The organism is Mucilaginibacter aquaedulcis (genome assembly GCF_030409325.1).
GTDB classification, from domain to species: domain Bacteria; phylum Bacteroidota; class Bacteroidia; order Sphingobacteriales; family Sphingobacteriaceae; genus Mucilaginibacter; species Mucilaginibacter aquaedulcis.
This window is the reverse complement of the sequence record NZ_JAUFPR010000002.1, coordinates 961,418-978,666: the sequence shown is the minus strand read 5'-3', so window position 1 is coordinate 978,666 and position 17,249 is coordinate 961,418. Positions and strand designations below refer to the sequence as shown.

General features: G+C 40.9%; 10 protein-coding genes. 9 read left to right on the top strand and 1 reads right to left on the bottom strand.

The window, feature by feature from the left end:
• Positions 1 to 19 precede the first annotated feature (19 nt).
• Positions 20 to 952, top strand: coding sequence for a dihydrodipicolinate synthase family protein (locus QWZ01_RS08650; protein ID WP_290322904.1), 933 nt, complete (start codon positions 20 to 22; stop codon positions 950 to 952).
• A gap of 3 nt (positions 953 to 955) precedes the next feature.
• Here the strand turns inward: QWZ01_RS08650 and QWZ01_RS08645 are convergent, their stop codons facing one another.
• Complete coding sequence (locus tag QWZ01_RS08645; protein ID WP_290322903.1) at positions 956 to 1,840, bottom strand: AraC family transcriptional regulator; 885 nt, start codon at positions 1,838 to 1,840, stop codon at positions 956 to 958.
• Between the two features lie 465 nt (positions 1,841 to 2,305).
• On the opposite strand from QWZ01_RS08645, the gene QWZ01_RS08640 reads away from it, so the two are divergent.
• The 8 genes from QWZ01_RS08640 to QWZ01_RS08605 all read left to right on the top strand — a co-directional run bounded on the left by QWZ01_RS08640 (position 2,306) and on the right by QWZ01_RS08605 (position 17,247).
• Entirely contained in the window at positions 2,306 to 2,974 is a 669-nt protein-coding gene (locus tag QWZ01_RS08640; protein ID WP_290322902.1) for a DUF3826 domain-containing protein, read from the top strand.
• 170 nt (positions 2,975 to 3,144) lie between these two features.
• Entirely contained in the window at positions 3,145 to 6,309 is a 3,165-nt protein-coding gene (locus QWZ01_RS08635; protein WP_290322900.1) for a SusC/RagA family TonB-linked outer membrane protein, read from the top strand.
• A 12-nt stretch (positions 6,310 to 6,321) separates the two neighbouring features.
• The gene (locus QWZ01_RS08630; RefSeq protein ID WP_290322899.1) at positions 6,322 to 8,151 is read left to right on the top strand and encodes a RagB/SusD family nutrient uptake outer membrane protein; all 1,830 of its coding nucleotides are present in this window, start codon (positions 6,322 to 6,324) and stop codon (positions 8,149 to 8,151) included.
• A 60-nt stretch (positions 8,152 to 8,211) separates the two neighbouring features.
• Positions 8,212 to 9,873, top strand: coding sequence for a polysaccharide lyase domain-containing protein (locus QWZ01_RS08625; RefSeq protein WP_290322898.1), 1,662 nt, complete (start codon positions 8,212 to 8,214; stop codon positions 9,871 to 9,873).
• A gap of 77 nt (positions 9,874 to 9,950) precedes the next feature.
• Entirely contained in the window at positions 9,951 to 13,052 is a 3,102-nt protein-coding gene (locus tag QWZ01_RS08620; protein ID WP_290322897.1) for a DUF6298 domain-containing protein, read from the top strand.
• A gap of 6 nt (positions 13,053 to 13,058) precedes the next feature.
• A complete protein-coding gene (locus QWZ01_RS08615; protein WP_290322896.1) occupies positions 13,059 to 14,444 on the top strand; it encodes a glycoside hydrolase family 140 protein in 1,386 nt (461 codons plus the stop codon).
• A 99-nt stretch (positions 14,445 to 14,543) separates the two neighbouring features.
• Positions 14,544 to 15,407: a glycoside hydrolase family 43 protein gene (locus tag QWZ01_RS08610; RefSeq protein ID WP_353959392.1), complete on the top strand. Its 864-nt coding sequence runs from the start codon at positions 14,544 to 14,546 to the stop codon at positions 15,405 to 15,407.
• A 1-nt stretch (position 15,408) separates the two neighbouring features.
• A complete protein-coding gene (locus QWZ01_RS08605; protein ID WP_290322894.1) occupies positions 15,409 to 17,247 on the top strand; it encodes a sialidase/neuraminidase family protein in 1,839 nt (612 codons plus the stop codon).
• The last annotated feature ends 2 nt before the right edge of the window (positions 17,248 to 17,249 follow it).

The window sequence follows — 17,249 nt, the reverse complement described above, 5'->3', positions numbered from 1 at the left end:
AACATAAAAAAGCAACAAAATGGAACAAAAGACGAAAGGTTTTATACCGGTAATGTTAACACCTTTTAAAAATAATGGTGATATAGATTTTGATGTACTCACACAGCTAACCGAAATGTATTTGCAAGCCGGTGCCTCGGGTTTGTTTGCCAATTGTCTTTCCAGTGAGATGTTTGAACTAAAGGATGAGGAACGTTTACAGGTAATAAAACATGTTATAAAAGTAGTAAATGGTGCTGTGCCAGTAGTAGCTACGGGTACCTTTGGGGGGACTATTTACGATCAGGCAAGTTTTGTTAAAAAAGTTCATGATACAGGTACTGCCGCAGTGATTGCCATAACCAGTTTACTGGCCGATCAAAATGAAAATAACGACGTGTTTAACGACCGTGTTTTTGAACTGATAAACCAAACTGAAAACATTCCTCTTGGATTTTATGAATGCCCGGTTCCGTACAAAAGATTGCTTTCTGCACAGCAATTAGCTGATTTTGTAGCTACCGGCCGGGTGATCTATCATAAAGACACCTGTTTGGATATTGATCAGGTAAGGCAAAAACTTGAAGCAGGGAAAAATAATAACTCCTTTGGCCTATATGATGCTTACATGGTTCATGCTGTTGAATCACTTAAAGCGGGTTCGGCAGGACTTTCCTGCATTCAGGGGAATTTTTTTCCGGAGATGGTAGTCTGGCTTTGTAATAATTATGCAGATGTATCTTTGCAGCAGGAAGTCGCAACAGTTCAGCAGTTTTTAATTGATAATATGGAAGTGATGCATAATGTATACCCGGTTGTGGCCAAATATTATTTAAGCAAGCGAGGTTTGAAAATATCAACAATTACCAGGCGCAACGTAGGCGATTTTTCGCAAGCTACTAAAGGTCAAATAGAACACTTATATAATGATTATACCAGGCTGCAACATAGTGTTGGTATAAAAATGGTTTAATACTCAGGTAGTTGGCTGCCCTTTAAGGAATTTTCTTTTATATTCTAATGGGGTCATTTTGGTAACCCGTTTAAAGTGACGGTAAAAGTTTGATATATTGTTATAACCACACTCAAAACACAAAACCTCAGTAGGTAATTTATCTTCAATTAAAAAACGGCAGGCATGACTGATCCTAATCTCCGTTAAAAAATCGAAATATGTTTTTTTGGTCATTAGTTTAAAGTACCGGCAAAATGAGGTAACGCTAAGGTTGCCGATTGCAGCAATTTTTTCTAAACTGATTTCGGTTTTATAGTTAGCCAGTGTATAAGAGCAAACCTTGTTAAGTCTTATAGTATCTGATTCATTTGATTGGTGGAATTCATTTGGCGACAAGATGATTTGTTCAAAGTCTTCATTCTCAGATAATATCTTTAGGATAGATAACAGAATGATCACCCGATCGAGATTAGTTGCGTTTACGGCTTGCCTCATTAATCTGGCAAGTTGGTCTTTTGCCGGGCCGCCAATAACCATCCCGCTTTTGGCCTTTTCAAATAGTTTAGGAAGAAGGTAGGCCTCTGGCAAATTCAACAGATATTTACCAAGGCAATCAGGTAAAAAGTGAATAACAATAACCTCCACATTTAAACCAGAATCTGGTTGAAAGTACTCGTCTTTACATCGCCAGCAATGCGGAAGTGTTTCGCCAAGTAATGTTATTTCGCCCGGCGAAAAATTGCTGATATTATCACCAATAAAACGCACGCCTTCCCCCTTAATAACATAGTGCAGTTCAAGCTCCGGATGATAATGCCATATACCTCTGAAGGTTGGTAAAATATCATGCCTTATGCTAAATGAATTTTGCGGTTTTACAGCAACCTTAAGAAAATGGGGCTTCATTTTTAAAAAATCACTAAAAGTTTGTCAGGCAAACAGGTTTTAACTGGTCTGCTAATTGGTTTATAATTTTTAAAAATATGAATTTAAAAGCAAACAAAGCCGATAAAAAAGTAACATTCTTTTGACGTTGTGAGTATAAGCTCTAAAAACCGCCTTATGCTAATATTGTACAATAAATTGATAAATACAGGGAGAAATAACACTAACTAATATTTGATATTTGTTAAAGCATCCTGTTTTGCAACAGCAGCTACCCAACCCATAAACCAATAGTTAAGCGTAACATTTTATAAGTATTGATAAGTTATATGTATTTGATTAATTGTTATAAACACAATTAAATTATAGCTGAAATGATAGTGATATAAGTCTGATTTATTGATTTGTACACTCTGTTTTCAATCAATAGTAAATTAAAATAAGGCTACAGTAACTGTATAATTAAGATCAATAATGAAGATGAGAATGAAAAGATCTATAATAATGTTCACCATCCTTTTTTGGGGAGGTGTAACATTTGCCCAATCGTCAACCGGGGCTTCTGATAAAGATAAATATGTACAAATAGTTACAGAACGGTCAAACAAAATTGTTGCGTCGCTTAACCTTACCGATTCTGTAAAATTTAAAAAAGTGCGCGACATCGTTGCTGCTCAATATATCAGCTTAAACGATATATATGATGCCCGTAACGCCAGCCGCAAACAGATAAAGGACCAAGCCGGAGAGGATAAAGCTGTAGTAACAGCGAAAATTGCAGAGGTTGACAGTAATGTCAATAAACAATTGAAAGCTCAGCACGCCATTTATCTTTCAAAACTAAGTAAGGAACTCAACGCCTCTCAGGTAGACCAAATTAAGGATGGTATGACCTACAGAGTTTATCCGCTTACTTATGCTGCTTATCAGGATGAGTTACCAAATCTTACAGATGTCCAAAAAGGTAAGATCAAAGCCTGGCTTATAGAAGCAAGGGAAAATGCTATAGATGCAGAATCATCTGAAAAGAAACATGCCTGGTTTGGCAAATTTAAAGGACGAATTAATAATTACCTATCGGCCGAAGGTTATGATATGAAAAAGGAAGGGGAGGAATGGCAGAAGAGAATAAAAGAAAGGAATATGAAAAACTGATAGTCCTGCAACAAATTATGGCTTAACCGGCAGTGTGAGAAGTGCTTGTTATGGTGTAATAATAAAAAGAGAACCAATTAATTAACCTATTTATATGAAACCTAATTCAAGTTTTTATGAGAAGAATTTTCCTCTTGCTTTCTGTACTGCTTTTAATAAGTAGTACGCTAATGGCACAAAACCGTACCATTACGGGCAGGGTAGTAAGCAGCGATAAAAATGAACCACTTATTGGGGTTGCTGTACAAATAAAAGGTAGTAACGGAGGTACTACAACAGATACAAGCGGTCGATTTTCACTAAAGGCCACCAATTTACAAAGCGTAGTTGTTGGAGTACGATATATCGGCTACAATTACCAGGAAAAAACATTGAGAATAGGCGAAATGAATGCCGATTTTAAACTGGTAGCCTCTTCAAATAGTTTGGAGGAGGTTGTGGTTGTTGGTTATGGAACACAGAAAAAGATTCACTTAACCGGTGCTGTAGCTACTATAAATACTAAAGCTATTCAGGATATTCCTACAACCAATTTATCTGAAGCTATAAAAGGTCAGTTACCCAATGTATCTGTTGATGGAGGGGATACCCGACCGGGCGCAGCTGGTGCTATAACAATTAGAAACCCTAAGTTTGGAAATAACCTTAGTTCTGCAACAACAACCCCACTGTATATTATAGATGATGCCTTCAGAACTCCCGCAGATTTTAATCTGCTTGATCAAAGTGAGGTTGAAAGCATTTCTATATTGAAGGATGGAGCTGCTGCAATTTATGGTGTGCAGGGCGCAAATGGGGTTATCATAGTTAAAACCAAACGTGGTAAAGCAGGTGCTGCAAAAGTGGAATACGCAGGATCATATGGTTTGTCTGATGCTGCCATGCTGCCTAAAATGATGACAGGCCTACAGCACGCGACGTTTCTTAATGATATGGCTCAAACACAAAACAACTATAATCTTAATGATCTTGGCTTTAATACAGTAACTAATGCAAAGGTTGCAGGATATTATACTCCGGATGAGCTTAGTTATTTTGCAAATCCGGCAAATGAAACTTATTGGCTGCCTGTAGCATGGAAAACCGCAACAGTTGAACGCCACGCCTTAAACGTGAGTGGTGGTACTGATAAAGCTACTTTTTTTGCAGGTGGCAGCTATGTAAAACAAGGTTCAAATTTTGATGGAGTTAATACCAATAAATGGACTTATCGCGCCAGTGCTGATGCAAGGGTTGCTAAAGGCCTTAAAGTGGGGCTGTCTGTTAGCGGAGATATTTATCAATCAAAAAGCTTTTGGTTTAAAACATCAGGCGAGAGTTTAGATGATGATGTTGCAACACTGGCAAAAGTTCCGCAATGGACTAAATTCTATATCGATGGTAATCCGGTATTGCTTACTCCAAGCGGTAACGCATCTAAAGACAATATTAACTTTTTTGAGATTCAAAAATCAGGCGATTATACATTGCAAAACAACTATATCCTTAACGTTGCTGCTAATGGAAGATATGATGTGCCTTTTATTCCGGGTTTAAGTGCTACTATAACTTATAATAAGAATATTAACAACTTTTTCGGTAAGCAGTATGGTTCAACGCATCAGTTTTATCAATATTCTGGTACCGGTACAAATGGACATATACCTGGTGGTGACATAGTTGGAACGCCTCCTCCAATTAAAAATGGAGATCGTGTAAGGTTAAACCCGAGCCTCACCACTACTTACCAATTAAATGATATCATCAATTACCAGCGGAAATTTGGTAAGCACGACATCTCGTTCCTTGCACTTTATGAGCAATCGGAAAACTACATGGAGGGAGTTGCTGCCAGTGTAGAAGGTACATTTGATGGAGGTAAGGATAATCAAAACTTTACTTATGGCACGCAGTCATCTAACCAGGTTGGGCTGGTAAAGGAATATGGCAGAAAGGCATATGCTACTCGTTTAGATTATAATTATGATAGTAAATATATTTTACAACTTGCCTTCAGGGCCGATGCAAACACCAATTTTGCACCCGGTCATCAATGGGGGTATTTCCCATCTGGGTCTGCCGGTTGGGTAATGTCTGATGAAAATTTCTTTAAGGATAACCTTAAATTCGTTAATTTCTTCAAAGTAAGAGGTTCTGTGGGCTTGTTAGGGAATGACAATACGGCACCCTGGCAATTTGTGAACAGTTATAAATTTGCTACAGGACACGCGGCGGTTTTTGGCAATGGCGGCGGCGGATCAAATACCACTCTGGATAGGGGTACAACTGTTGAACCAAATATCCTGCTAGCAAACCCGGATGTAACCTGGGATAGTAACTTAAAAGTGGATGTAGGGTTCGATGCGGAATTTCTCTCACATCGTTTATCAATAACCGCTGATTACTATCATGACCATCGGTACAACATGCTAACAAAGTTATCAGCTTCCGTTCCGTTTTTAATTGGAGCAACTCTTCCTGCTGAAAATAAACTTTCCATAAACAGCTTTGGTTATGAAATATCTGTTGGTTGGAAAGACCATATCGGAAAAGATTTTACATATAACTTCAACCCTTATTTTGCCTGGTCAGATGCCAGGAATATAATAATCGATCAACCAGCCGGAAACATCGGTACTTATCTTGATGTAGCTGGTAAATCAGATGACCCTGGTTTCTTAGGATACCGTTATCTTGGGATTTTCAAAAATCAGGCACAGGTTGATACATGGCTTGCCTCACATCCGGGCTATACTATATTCGGTGAGGTCCCTCAGCCAGGTATGCCATATTATCAGGATGTAAGAGGACCCAAGGATGCAAATAATAAATATACCGCTCCCGATGGTAAAATAAATACCGAGGATTTAGATTATATCGCTAAGAAATCAAGTAATCATTATAATGTGGGATTAAATTTTGGCGGATCGTATAAATCAATAACCCTTGGTGTTACTATGGGTATATCATACGGTGGCTATGGTCAAATTGAGGGTGATGCGACGAGCCCGGCAACTGCTTTGGAAAACCGGCCGGCATTTTGGTCAGATCATTGGACTCCAACTAATCAAGACGCTAAATATCCCGCTCCTTACTTTTCTAAGCAGTACAACGTTCCATCGTCATTATGGTACAGAAGCTCAACAACATTTAAAGTTACAAACATGAACTTGAGCTATACTTTGCCTAAAAAATTCGCCGATGCGTTAAATATTGCAAGTATAAGAGTGTATGCGGTAGCAACTAATCCATTTAACTTTTATAATCCATATAGCGATTACAGGGACAATGGAAGTACTTATGATACTTACCCGGCTCTTAAAACATATTCATTTGGTTTAAATGTTGGATTCTAAAAGATTATTACGATGAAAAAATTATATCCTATAATTTTAGCAGCACTTGTTTATACATTGCTATCAACAAGCTGCAAAAAAGTATTAAACAAAGAGGATCTTACGAGCGCCTCTCCTCAATTAATATTCGGTGATTCGGTTTTAGTAAAGCAAAATGTTGACTTTATATACGGTCAGAATTTACCTAACTGGTATGGTAACACAGGTGGTTCGGTATCAAGTACTCTCAATGGTATTTGTGACGAAGCTTATAACGATAATAAGTTTGTTCAAGGTACACTTACCAATAATGATGTTACTGATATCGGCAGCAGTAACACAGCTGGCCCCTACAACAAAATCAGAATTATTAATACCTTTTTGCGCGATTTGGCAGCCGGTAAACTTACACCAGATGTAAAAAAGAGGTTTGCTGCACAAGTTTTATTTTGGAGAGCATACCGCTATTTTGACCTGGTTAGATTATATGGTGGTGTTCCGTTGGTATTAACTCCTTTAGATGCAGTAGGCGATGCAAATAAACAGGCTGCTTTGTTGCCGCGAACCAAAACATTAGATTGTATTAAACAAATTGTTGCCGATTTGGATTCCGCAATTAAAAGTTTGCCGCAAAGATGGCCAGATTCTAAAGATGATTATGGCCGAATTACATCTCAGGCCGCCGCCGCTTTTAAAGGTAGAGTTTTATTAACCTGGGCAAGTCCGGAGTTTAATCCAACAAATGATCGTACCAGGTGGCAGCAAGCCTATGATGCTAATGTACAGGCAATGAATATTTGTAACACAGCAGGTAATAAACTAATGCCTGATTATGCTGGTTTATGGTTTGTTGAAGGGTATTCAAATACTGAAGCTGTAATGGTAACAGCTTATAATTCCGCTACTGGCGATCAGCAAAAGGATAATAACGGTTATGATCTTTCAACCCGGCCGGCTTATACTGGTACTGGTAGTCCCTCAGTATCAAATCAGCCTATATGGGAAATGGTGCAATCATACCCTATGCTTGATGGTTTAACACCTAATGCATCAAGCAAATATCCGTATTCGCTGCAAACCTTTTATAAAAACCGCGACCCCCGGTTTGACAAAACCATTGGTTTTAATGGTTGTACCTGGCCTTTAAACAGCAACAATGCATTCAGGCTATGGACTTATTACTACACCGATCCATCATCAAAAAAAATTGTGACGACTGAACCAATTACGGCATCTGCAACAACAACCGGTTTTTATTTGCGTAAAGCTATTGACCCAACTTTGGCTGCTGCTAATGTAATGTATTCAGGGAATGATTGGATTGAGATACGTTATGCCGAAGTATTGTTAAACTTAGGTGAATGTGCTGCCGAAATTGGCAATCTGAATCAGGGGCAAGAAGCTTACAATGCATTAATTGCTTTACGTAAACGTGCCGGTGTTGAACCCGGAAGTGATGGTTTGTATGGTTTAGCTTCAACAATGAACCATGACGCAATGATTAATGCTATTATGCTGGAGAGAAAAATTGAGCTGGCTTATGAAGGCAAAAGATTCTGGGACCTAAGAAGGAGAAATTTATTGCAAGCTACACTTAACGGAATAAGGAGGTCTGGAATTAGAATCACGCTAAATGCAAATGCTCCGGCCAGCTTGCTTCCGCCATATTCTGGTCGTGATCAACTAACCTCCGACAATGCTTATACCTATTTTACTATAGCGCCAGTGACACTGGATAGTAAATATGCATTAAACGTACAAACATCTGTTGATTTCTTTGGCATACCTACAGCTACAATGAGCAGCGATCCTAATATTTTACAAAATAAAGGCTGGGGAGGTTCTTTCGACCCTCAGCAATAATATTAAAAGAGCGGTTAGTCATTTCCTGCTCTTTTTTAAAATTTATAATGAAAACTAAACATGAAAAAACACACAGCTTTATTTATAGTAGCAGCAGCATTGGGTTTTACTAAGCCGGCTTTTGCGCAATATCCCGAAGTGCCGCAGAATGTAAAAGATGAGAGTGAGGTTATGATGAAAGAGGCTGAACGCCGATCAGATTCGGCATGGCAAGTGGCGCTGCCTATCATCAAGGCTGATCAAAGAAAAGGGAAAGTGTATGTGCCTTGGGCTGCACGGCCAACAGATTTGCCGCAGGCAAAAATACCCGCCTTTCCCGGTGCTGAAGGTGGTGGTAAGTTTACCTTTGGTGGTCGCGGAGGTAAGGTATATGTGGTAACAAGCCTGGCCGATAATGGCCCTGGAACCTTGCGCGATGCTTGTGAAAAGGGTGGTGCACGTATTATTGTATTCAATGTAGCGGGTATTATTCGGATCAAAACACCAATCATAGTGAGGGCTCCATACGTAACTATTGAAGGCCAAACTGCTCCTGGGGATGGTATTTGCGTGGCTGGCGAATCATTCTGGGTAAATACGCATGATGTGATCATCCGTTATATGCGTTTCCGTCGCGGCGAAACTAATGTTGGCCGTAGGGACGATGCTTTGGGAGGTAACCCGGTAGGAAACATCATTGCTGATCACGTGTCCGCAAGCTGGGGACTTGATGAGAATTTTTCGATGTACAGGCATATGTTTGATCCTGGAGATGGCTCAAAAGAAGAAAAACTGGGTACCGTAAATATTACCATACAAAACTGCATCTATTCAGAATCTCTTGATTACTGGAACCATGCTTTCGGTAGCACTACTGGCGGCGAAAACAGTACTATGTTGCGCAACCTATGGGCCGATAATACCGGCCGTAACCCTTCAGTAGGCTGGAACGGTGTTTACAATTTCGTAAACAATGTGGTATTTAACTGGCACCACCGCTCAATGGATGGTGGCGATTATACAACCAACTATAATATTATCAATAACTATTTTAAACCGGGTCCGGTTACTCCTAAAGATGAGCCTGTTGGTCATCGTATACTTAAGCCTGAATCGGGCAGAAGCAAACTCAAAGAAAAGATATTTGGCAGGGTTTACGCCGTAGGTAACGTTATGGAAGGATATCCTGAAGTAACAAAAGATCCCTGGAATGGTGGCATACAGGTAGAAGGGCCAGGCGGTAAAGAACTGCCTGATGCTGGAGAATATAAGGATTACATGAAATCTGACGTGCCTTTCGCCATGACTCCGGTAAACGTGTTGTCGGCCAATGACGCGCTTAAATTTGTTATAGCTAATGCAGGTGCAACTTTACCTAAACGTGATGCAGTTGATCATCGCATTATCGAGCAGGTACGTACAGGTAAGATCACCTACAAGGAAATGAAAACAGATACCGCTTATCAGTTTAAGGTGCGTAAATTACCTAAGGATTCCTATAAACTTGGAATCATCACAGCGCCTTGGCAAGTTGGCGGATATCCTGAATATAAAGGAACTCCATACAAAGACAGCGACTCTGACGGAATACCTGATGATTGGGAAGTAAAACATGGTTTGAACCCGAAAAATGCTGATGACTCTGCATTGCCTGCAAAAGATGGCAGCGGTTATACCAATATTGAGGTTTACCTGAACACCGTAGCTATGCAGGGCGAAAAGAAATTGGCTAATATAAAATAAGTATATACAAACGGGCGATGTTAGGATTTCGATTTAAGAAAGATCTTTATGTTCTGAGTTGGTTAGTGATAGGGTGCATGCTCTTGCATGCACCCTTGTTTGCTCAAAATAAAAAGAAAGTAATTAAGCCGCAACCGCCCGTTGCTGCCGATAAAAGCGGCAAGCTCATATATGCCCTCGCCCCCAATGGAGATCGTATTCCTGACTATTCCTATTGTGGATATATGGCTTCCGAAAAACCAATTCCCGAAGTTCCTGTGCGTATAGTTGTGCCTTTAAAAGTCGGTGATGCCACACTGCGTATACAGGCTGCCTTAGATTATATGGCTGACTTGCCGGCTAACTCTGATGGCGTACGCGGCGCTGTGCTGCTTACAAAAGGTGTATATCAGGTAAATGGAAGCTTAAAAATAAAATCGTCTGGCGTTGTTTTGCGAGGGAGCGGTATTGGGGCAAATGGAACCATATTGTTAGCCGCTGGTAAAGGCAGGGAAACTTTAATCCATATCATCGGAAAAAACGACAAGCAAACCGGAAAAGAGATTAAAATTGCAGATGCTTATGTACCTGTAAATGCAAACACATTCCATGTAGATGCCGGAACCAATATTAAGGTCGGTGAAATGGTGATGGTTCACAGGCCAAGCACACAAACCTGGATCAATACACTAAAAACAGATCATTTTGGAGGAGATTTAACCGCCCTGGCCTGGAAACCCGGAGAGCGTGATATTTATTGGGATCGAAAAGTTACAGCCGTTGAAGATAATAACATTACCCTGGATGCTCCGCTTACAACTGCTCTGGATACTGCTTTTGGCGGAGGATTGATAAGCACATATCAATGGTCAGGCCGTATAGTACAGGCAGGTATTGAAAACTTAACCCTGAGATCAGCTTATGATTCAACTAATCCTAAAGATGAGGCTCATCGCTGGATGGCCATCACCATGGAAAATGTTAGTGACAGTTGGGTACGTCAGGTTACTTTTGAGCATTTTGCCGGATCAGCAGTATTTATTGGCACAACCGGAAATCGTATCACGGTAGAAGATTGCAGATCAATTGACCCTGTTTCAGAAATAGGAGGACAGCGCCGAAACACCTTTTTAACTATGGGCGGGCAAACCCTTTTTCAGCGTTTATACTCCGAAGGGGGTTTTCATGATTTTGCCACAGGGTATTGTGCTCCTGGGCCAAATGCTTTCGTTCAATGTATGTCAGTGCAATCAAACAGCTTTAGCGGAAGCATTGACAGTTGGGCATCAGGTGTTTTGTTTGATGTTGTAAGTATTGATGGCCAGGCTCTGAGTTATATGAATCGCGGTCAAGATGGTCAGGGAGCTGGATGGAATGCTGCCAATAGCCTTTTTTGGAATTGCACAGCTGCCCATGTAGATTGTTATCAGCCACCAACCGCTCAGAACTGGGCATTTGGCACATGGGCGCAATTCGCTGGTGATGGTTATTGGGAGTCATCAAACAGTACCATCAATCCGCGTAGTTTTTATTATGCGCAATTAGCCAGCCGTTTAAATAAAGATGTAAGCAAACAGGCAGGTATGCTTTATCCTACTACTGAACCATCAAGCAGCCCAACGGTTGAGCAAGCGGCCGAACTAATGGCGGCTGCCAGAAAGCCGGCCGTAACAATAAATGACTGGATAGGGAAAGCCGCGGAAAGGAATCCTATAAATACATCATCAACAGGTATTAAAACTATTGATGAAATTGGCTACGGGCAAAAAGCTACGCCAGCAATGGCTCCGAAAATGAGCGTGGAAAATGGCTGGTTGGTGCGCGGCAATACTGTATTGGCTGGTAAACATTTTGAAACTCCGTGGTGGAATGGTACCGTTCATCCAGATTATACCGAAACTACTGCAAAACCTGCTATCACGCGTTGGGTTCCCGGTCAAACAGGTACCGGTTTAACTGATGACCTTGACGAGGTAAGCAACTGGATGCTCAAAGACAATATTGTAGCTTTTGAACATAATTATGGCCTTTGGTATGATCGCCGTCGTGATGATCATGAGCGTATCCGCCGTATGGATGGCGATGTATGGGCACCTTTTTATGAGCTGCCTTTTGCCCGCAGCGGTAAGGGACTGGCTTATGATGGTTTAAGCAAATATGATCTGACCAAATATAACACCTGGTACTGGAGCAGGCTGAAACAATTTGCAGATCTGGCAGATCAGAAAGGGTTAGTGCTGGTGCATCAAAACTACTTTCAGCATAACATTATTGAAGCCGGAGCACATTACACCGATTTTCCATGGCGAACAGCCAACAATATTAACAGCAGTGGTTTCCCGGAGCCTGTGCCTTATGCAGGCGACAAACGCCAGTTTATGGCCGAGCAATTTTATGATGAAACAAATCCTGCAAGGCGTGCGCTTCATCAAGCATACATTTATAAATGCCTGGATAATTTTGCGGCTAACAATGGAATAATACAACAAATTGGCGCGGAGTTTACCGGTCCGCTGCATTTTATGCAGTTTTGGGTTGAAACCATTAAACAATGGGAAACTACCCACAAAAAGAAAGAAATAATTAGCCTGAGTGCTACCAAAGACGTACAGGATGCAATCCTTGCTGATGCCTCAAAGGCATCAGTTATCAATGTTATTGATATCAGGTATTGGTATTACCAGGCTAACGGAACGGTCTATGCTCCAATTGGCGGCCAAAGCCTGGCGCCACGACAACAAGCACGCATATTTAAACCAAAAGCTTCTTCATTTGAGCAGGTGTATCGTGCCGTGCATGAGTATCGCACTAAATATCCGGATAAGGCGGTATTGTTTTCTGCCGATGGCTATGACCATTTTGGCTGGGCGGTATTCATAGCCGGTGGTTCATTACCCGTGTTACCTGCTGGTACGGATGCCCAGTTTTTGACAGCGGCAAGCAATATGAAACCCGCCGATCTGCCAGGTAATCCAAAAGAGCAATGGGCATTAAGTTCTTCGAAAGGTTATGTCGTTTACAATAATGGCGATAATCCCATCCGGATAGATCTACCATCTAATAACACTTATAACGTCCGGTGGATCGATCCTCAAACAGGGCAGCTATTGGCTGGTACTGAACAAATAAAAGGTGGTAATGGTACAGAAATAAAAAGCCCAAAGCCTGGTACTGCTATTTTATGGCTAACGCGTAACTAAATAACCATGTTAAAGAAACTTATTTTGTTAGGTATAGCCTGCTGTCTGCTTTTCTCATTTAAAAGCGGTGAGCCGGTTACACCATCTTTAAAAATATCACACAATCACCGCTACTTTACAGCAGGTAATAAACCTTTCTTTTGGTTGGGTGATACCGGCTGGTTGCTGTTTTCAAAAATGAAACGTGAAGAAGCTGAACAATATCTGGATATCCGCAGCAAACAAGGCTTTAATGTGATACAAGTAATGGTGGTACATAGCGTAAGTGAAGTGAATGCCTATGGCGATTCGGCGCTGAACAATAAAAATATAGCTGTACCCAAGGTTACCCCTGGGAATACTTTTGGTAAGGCAAATGAGTATGATTATTGGGATCATATAGATTGGATAATTGATAAAGCAGCCGAAAAGGGGCTGTATGTAGCCTTGGTACCTATATGGGGTTCTGTAGTTAAAGGAAACCATATTGGAGTTGAAAAGGCAAAAATATATACTGAGTTTTTAGCAAAAAGATACCGCGAAAAAAATAATGTAATCTGGATGAATGGCGGTGATATCCCCGGAACAGATTCTTTAAAAACATGGAATACCATTGGCAATACCCTGCACGCATTAGATACTACGCACCTCATAACCTTTCATCCACGGGGGCGTACACAATCATCCACTTGGTTTCATGATCAGGCCTGGTTAAGTTTTAATTGTTTCCAGTCTGGCCATCGCACTTATGCGCAGGATACTTCCAAAAAGGATCTGAACTATGGCGAAGATAACTGGAAATATGTGCTGGCAGATTACAATAAAATCCCGGCTAAACCGACACTGGATGCCGAGCCATCTTATGAAAAAATACCTCATGGGCTGCATGATATCAAACTTCCCCGCTGGACTGCTGCCGACGTTCGGCGATATGGGTACTGGTCGGTTTTTGCAGGAGCTTCCGGTTACACTTATGGTAATAACGATGTAATGCAAATGCATAAGCCAGGTGAAAAAAAGACTGCCTATGGATCAAAGGGCTATTGGTTTAATTCCATTAATGACCCTGGTGCAAGGCAAATGATCTATCTCAAAAAGCTGATGTTATCCCGCCCGTATATGGAGCGGGTACCCGATCAGTCGATAATCGCTGGCGATGCGGGAAAAAGATATGACCATCTTATAGCCACGCGAGGCAAAAGCTATGCTTTTGTATATACATACACAGGTAGGGAAATCAGTATCAATGCTCAAAAATTAATTGGTACAAAAATCAAGGCATCATGGTATGACCCACGTAACGGACAAATTACACCCATTGGTACAGTTGCCAAAGCCAATGTGCTTAAATTTAAACCTCCAGGTCAGAAAGTAAACGGCAATGATTGGGTACTGGTTGTTGACGCTATATAAACCTAAAATAAAGTACACATGAGTAAATCGGTTAAATATATACTGTTTGGGTTTGTCCTTGTTTTCATGACTTCGTGCAAAACGAATAAAAGCGTGTATATGTTTACTTCGTTTCATGAGCCTGCTAATGGGGGACTTCGTTTGCTGTATAGTTATGATGCTTGTCATTGGACAGACATTAATCACATATTTATAAAACCCGAAGTTGGCAATGCTAAAATTATGCGTGACCCATCCATAGCCCAGGGCCCGGATGGCGTGTACCATTTAGTATGGACAACGAACTGGAAAAACGACCAGGGAATAGGTTATGCCAGTTCAAAAGACCTAATACATTGGTCGGCTCAGCAGCATATTAATGTAATGGGTTATGAACCAACCTCCATTAATGCCTGGGCACCTGAGCTGTTTTATGATGATGAATCGGCACAGTTTATCATTGTTTGGGCCTCAACAATACCCAACCGCTTTCCGAAGGGGCAGGAAGATGAGAATAATAACCATCGTTTGTATTATACCACCACTAAGGACTTTAAAACCTTTACACCAACCCAATTATTTCTTGATCCGGGTTTCAGCGTGATAGATGCCGAAATCGTAAAACGGGGCAAGGGAGATTACGTGCTGGTTATGAAAGACAATACAAGACCAAATCGAAATATTCTGGTTGCCTTTGCAGGCAACCCTCTTGGTCCTTATCATGACTACACACCACGGTTTACCGAAATGTATAGCGAAGGGCCATCCATGACAAAAGCAGGGAGCAACTGGCTTATTTACTATGATTCGTACCGGTTAAAAAGATATGGTGCTATGCGCACAACTGATTTTAAAACATTTACAGACATCAGCGATAGCGTAAAGGTTCCGGAAGGCCATAAACACGGCACCATATTTAAAGTGACCAAAAAGCAGCTGGACTTTTTGCTAAAAGAAGTGCAGTTAAACACAGATAAGAGCTAACATGAATAAAATCATTGTATATATATTATTTTTCACTTTAACTATCTGTGTGGCACAAGCACAGGATACGGTTCGCTATACCGGAAACACGGTGGTCAATGTCGACTATCATCATGGGCAGCTAAGTCCGGCGATAGGTGTACATAGCCAGCAAATATTCAGAGCCAACCGTGAGCATCCGGAACTGGCTGATGGCTTCGGGTTTACTTATAACCATGCACCTATGCTTGCTTACTGGAATAATACTTTTTATGTGGAGTATTTGAGCGACAAGGTAGGAGAGAGTGTACCACCGGGTCAAACTTTATTAATTACCTCAAAAGATGGGCAGATATGGTCAAAGCCAACCGTCGTTTTTCCTCAATATAAAATACCTGACGGCACCACCAAGGAAGGACATCCAGGAGTAGCGAAAAATCTCTATTCAGTAATGCACCAGCGTATGGGTTTTTTTACCAGTAAATCAAAAAGGTTACTGATATTAGGTTTCTATGGTATTTGTTTAGATGGGCATGACGATCCTAATGATGGCCTGGGCATTGGCCGTGTAGTACGAGAAGTATTACCAGATGGTAAATATGGTCCCATTTATTTTATACACTATAACCCTAAATGGAACGAAAAAAACTCCACTTTTCCTTTTTATAAAACAAGCAAAGATAAAGGATTTATAAAGGCCTGTGATGAGCTGATGGCTAACCCTTTAATGATGATGCAGTGGGCCGAGGAAACAGACCGTAAAGATCCGTTAATCCCTTTACATAAAGAATATAAAGCTTTTAACTTCTATCACCTGCCAGATGGTAGAGTGGTTGGCTTATGGAAAAACGCATTAACATCTATCAGTACCGATAATGGTAAAACCTGGCCGGCTAATGCTTCTCGCGCTCCTCGTTTTGTAAATAGTAATGCTAAGATATGGGGCCAGCGTACGTCAGATGGTAAATATGCTACGGTGTATAATCCTTCGGAGTTCAGATGGCCGCTGGCTATTTCTGTTAGTGCAGACGGTTTAAATTATAATAATCTTTTACTGGTTAATGGCGAGATCACCTCGCTGCGTTATGGCGGGGCTTATAAATCATACGGCCCGCAATATGTAAGAGGAATTGAGGAAGGTAACGGGATTCCACCAGGAGGTAAGCTATGGGTTACCTATAGCATGAATAAGGAAGATATATGGGTGTCATCGATTCCTGTACCTGTAAGCGAGGTTGCAGATGCTCATGCGAATGAAGTATTTAATGACATGCCTGCAGGTAAAGAATTGGAAAAATGGAATACTTACAGCCCGCAATGGGCACCTGTTGGTATTGATAAATCTCCCGATGGCGAGCGCAGTTTAACGCTGAAAGACAGCGACCCCTTTGATTATGCCAAAGCTGAGCGGGTAGTACCAGCCTCTAAAAAGCTATTGGCCGATTTCACTATCGTATCCGGCCAAAATAACACTGGTAAGCTGGATATTGAATTTCAAAACGAAAAAGGAGATGCAGCAATCAGGCTTACGCTTGATTCTACAGGCAGATTTTATACAAAGGCTGGTTATCGGGATAAAAACCTGATCAAATATGAGGCGGATAAAAGCTATCATGTTATCCTGAAACTAAATACAGATTCCCGGTTTTACACGATCAATATCAACGGAAAAGATATGTCGCCCTCCCTGTTTTTTGCTCCGGTGCTAAAAGTAAGTCGTGTGGTTTTCAGGACCGGAGATGTAATACGTTTTCCTAATGCAGATACACCTACAGATCAGGATTATGACTTACCAAAAGCCGGTGAGGCTGCTAAAACTGCCGTGTTTTATATCAAATCGTTCAAAACAAGTAATTATTAAAG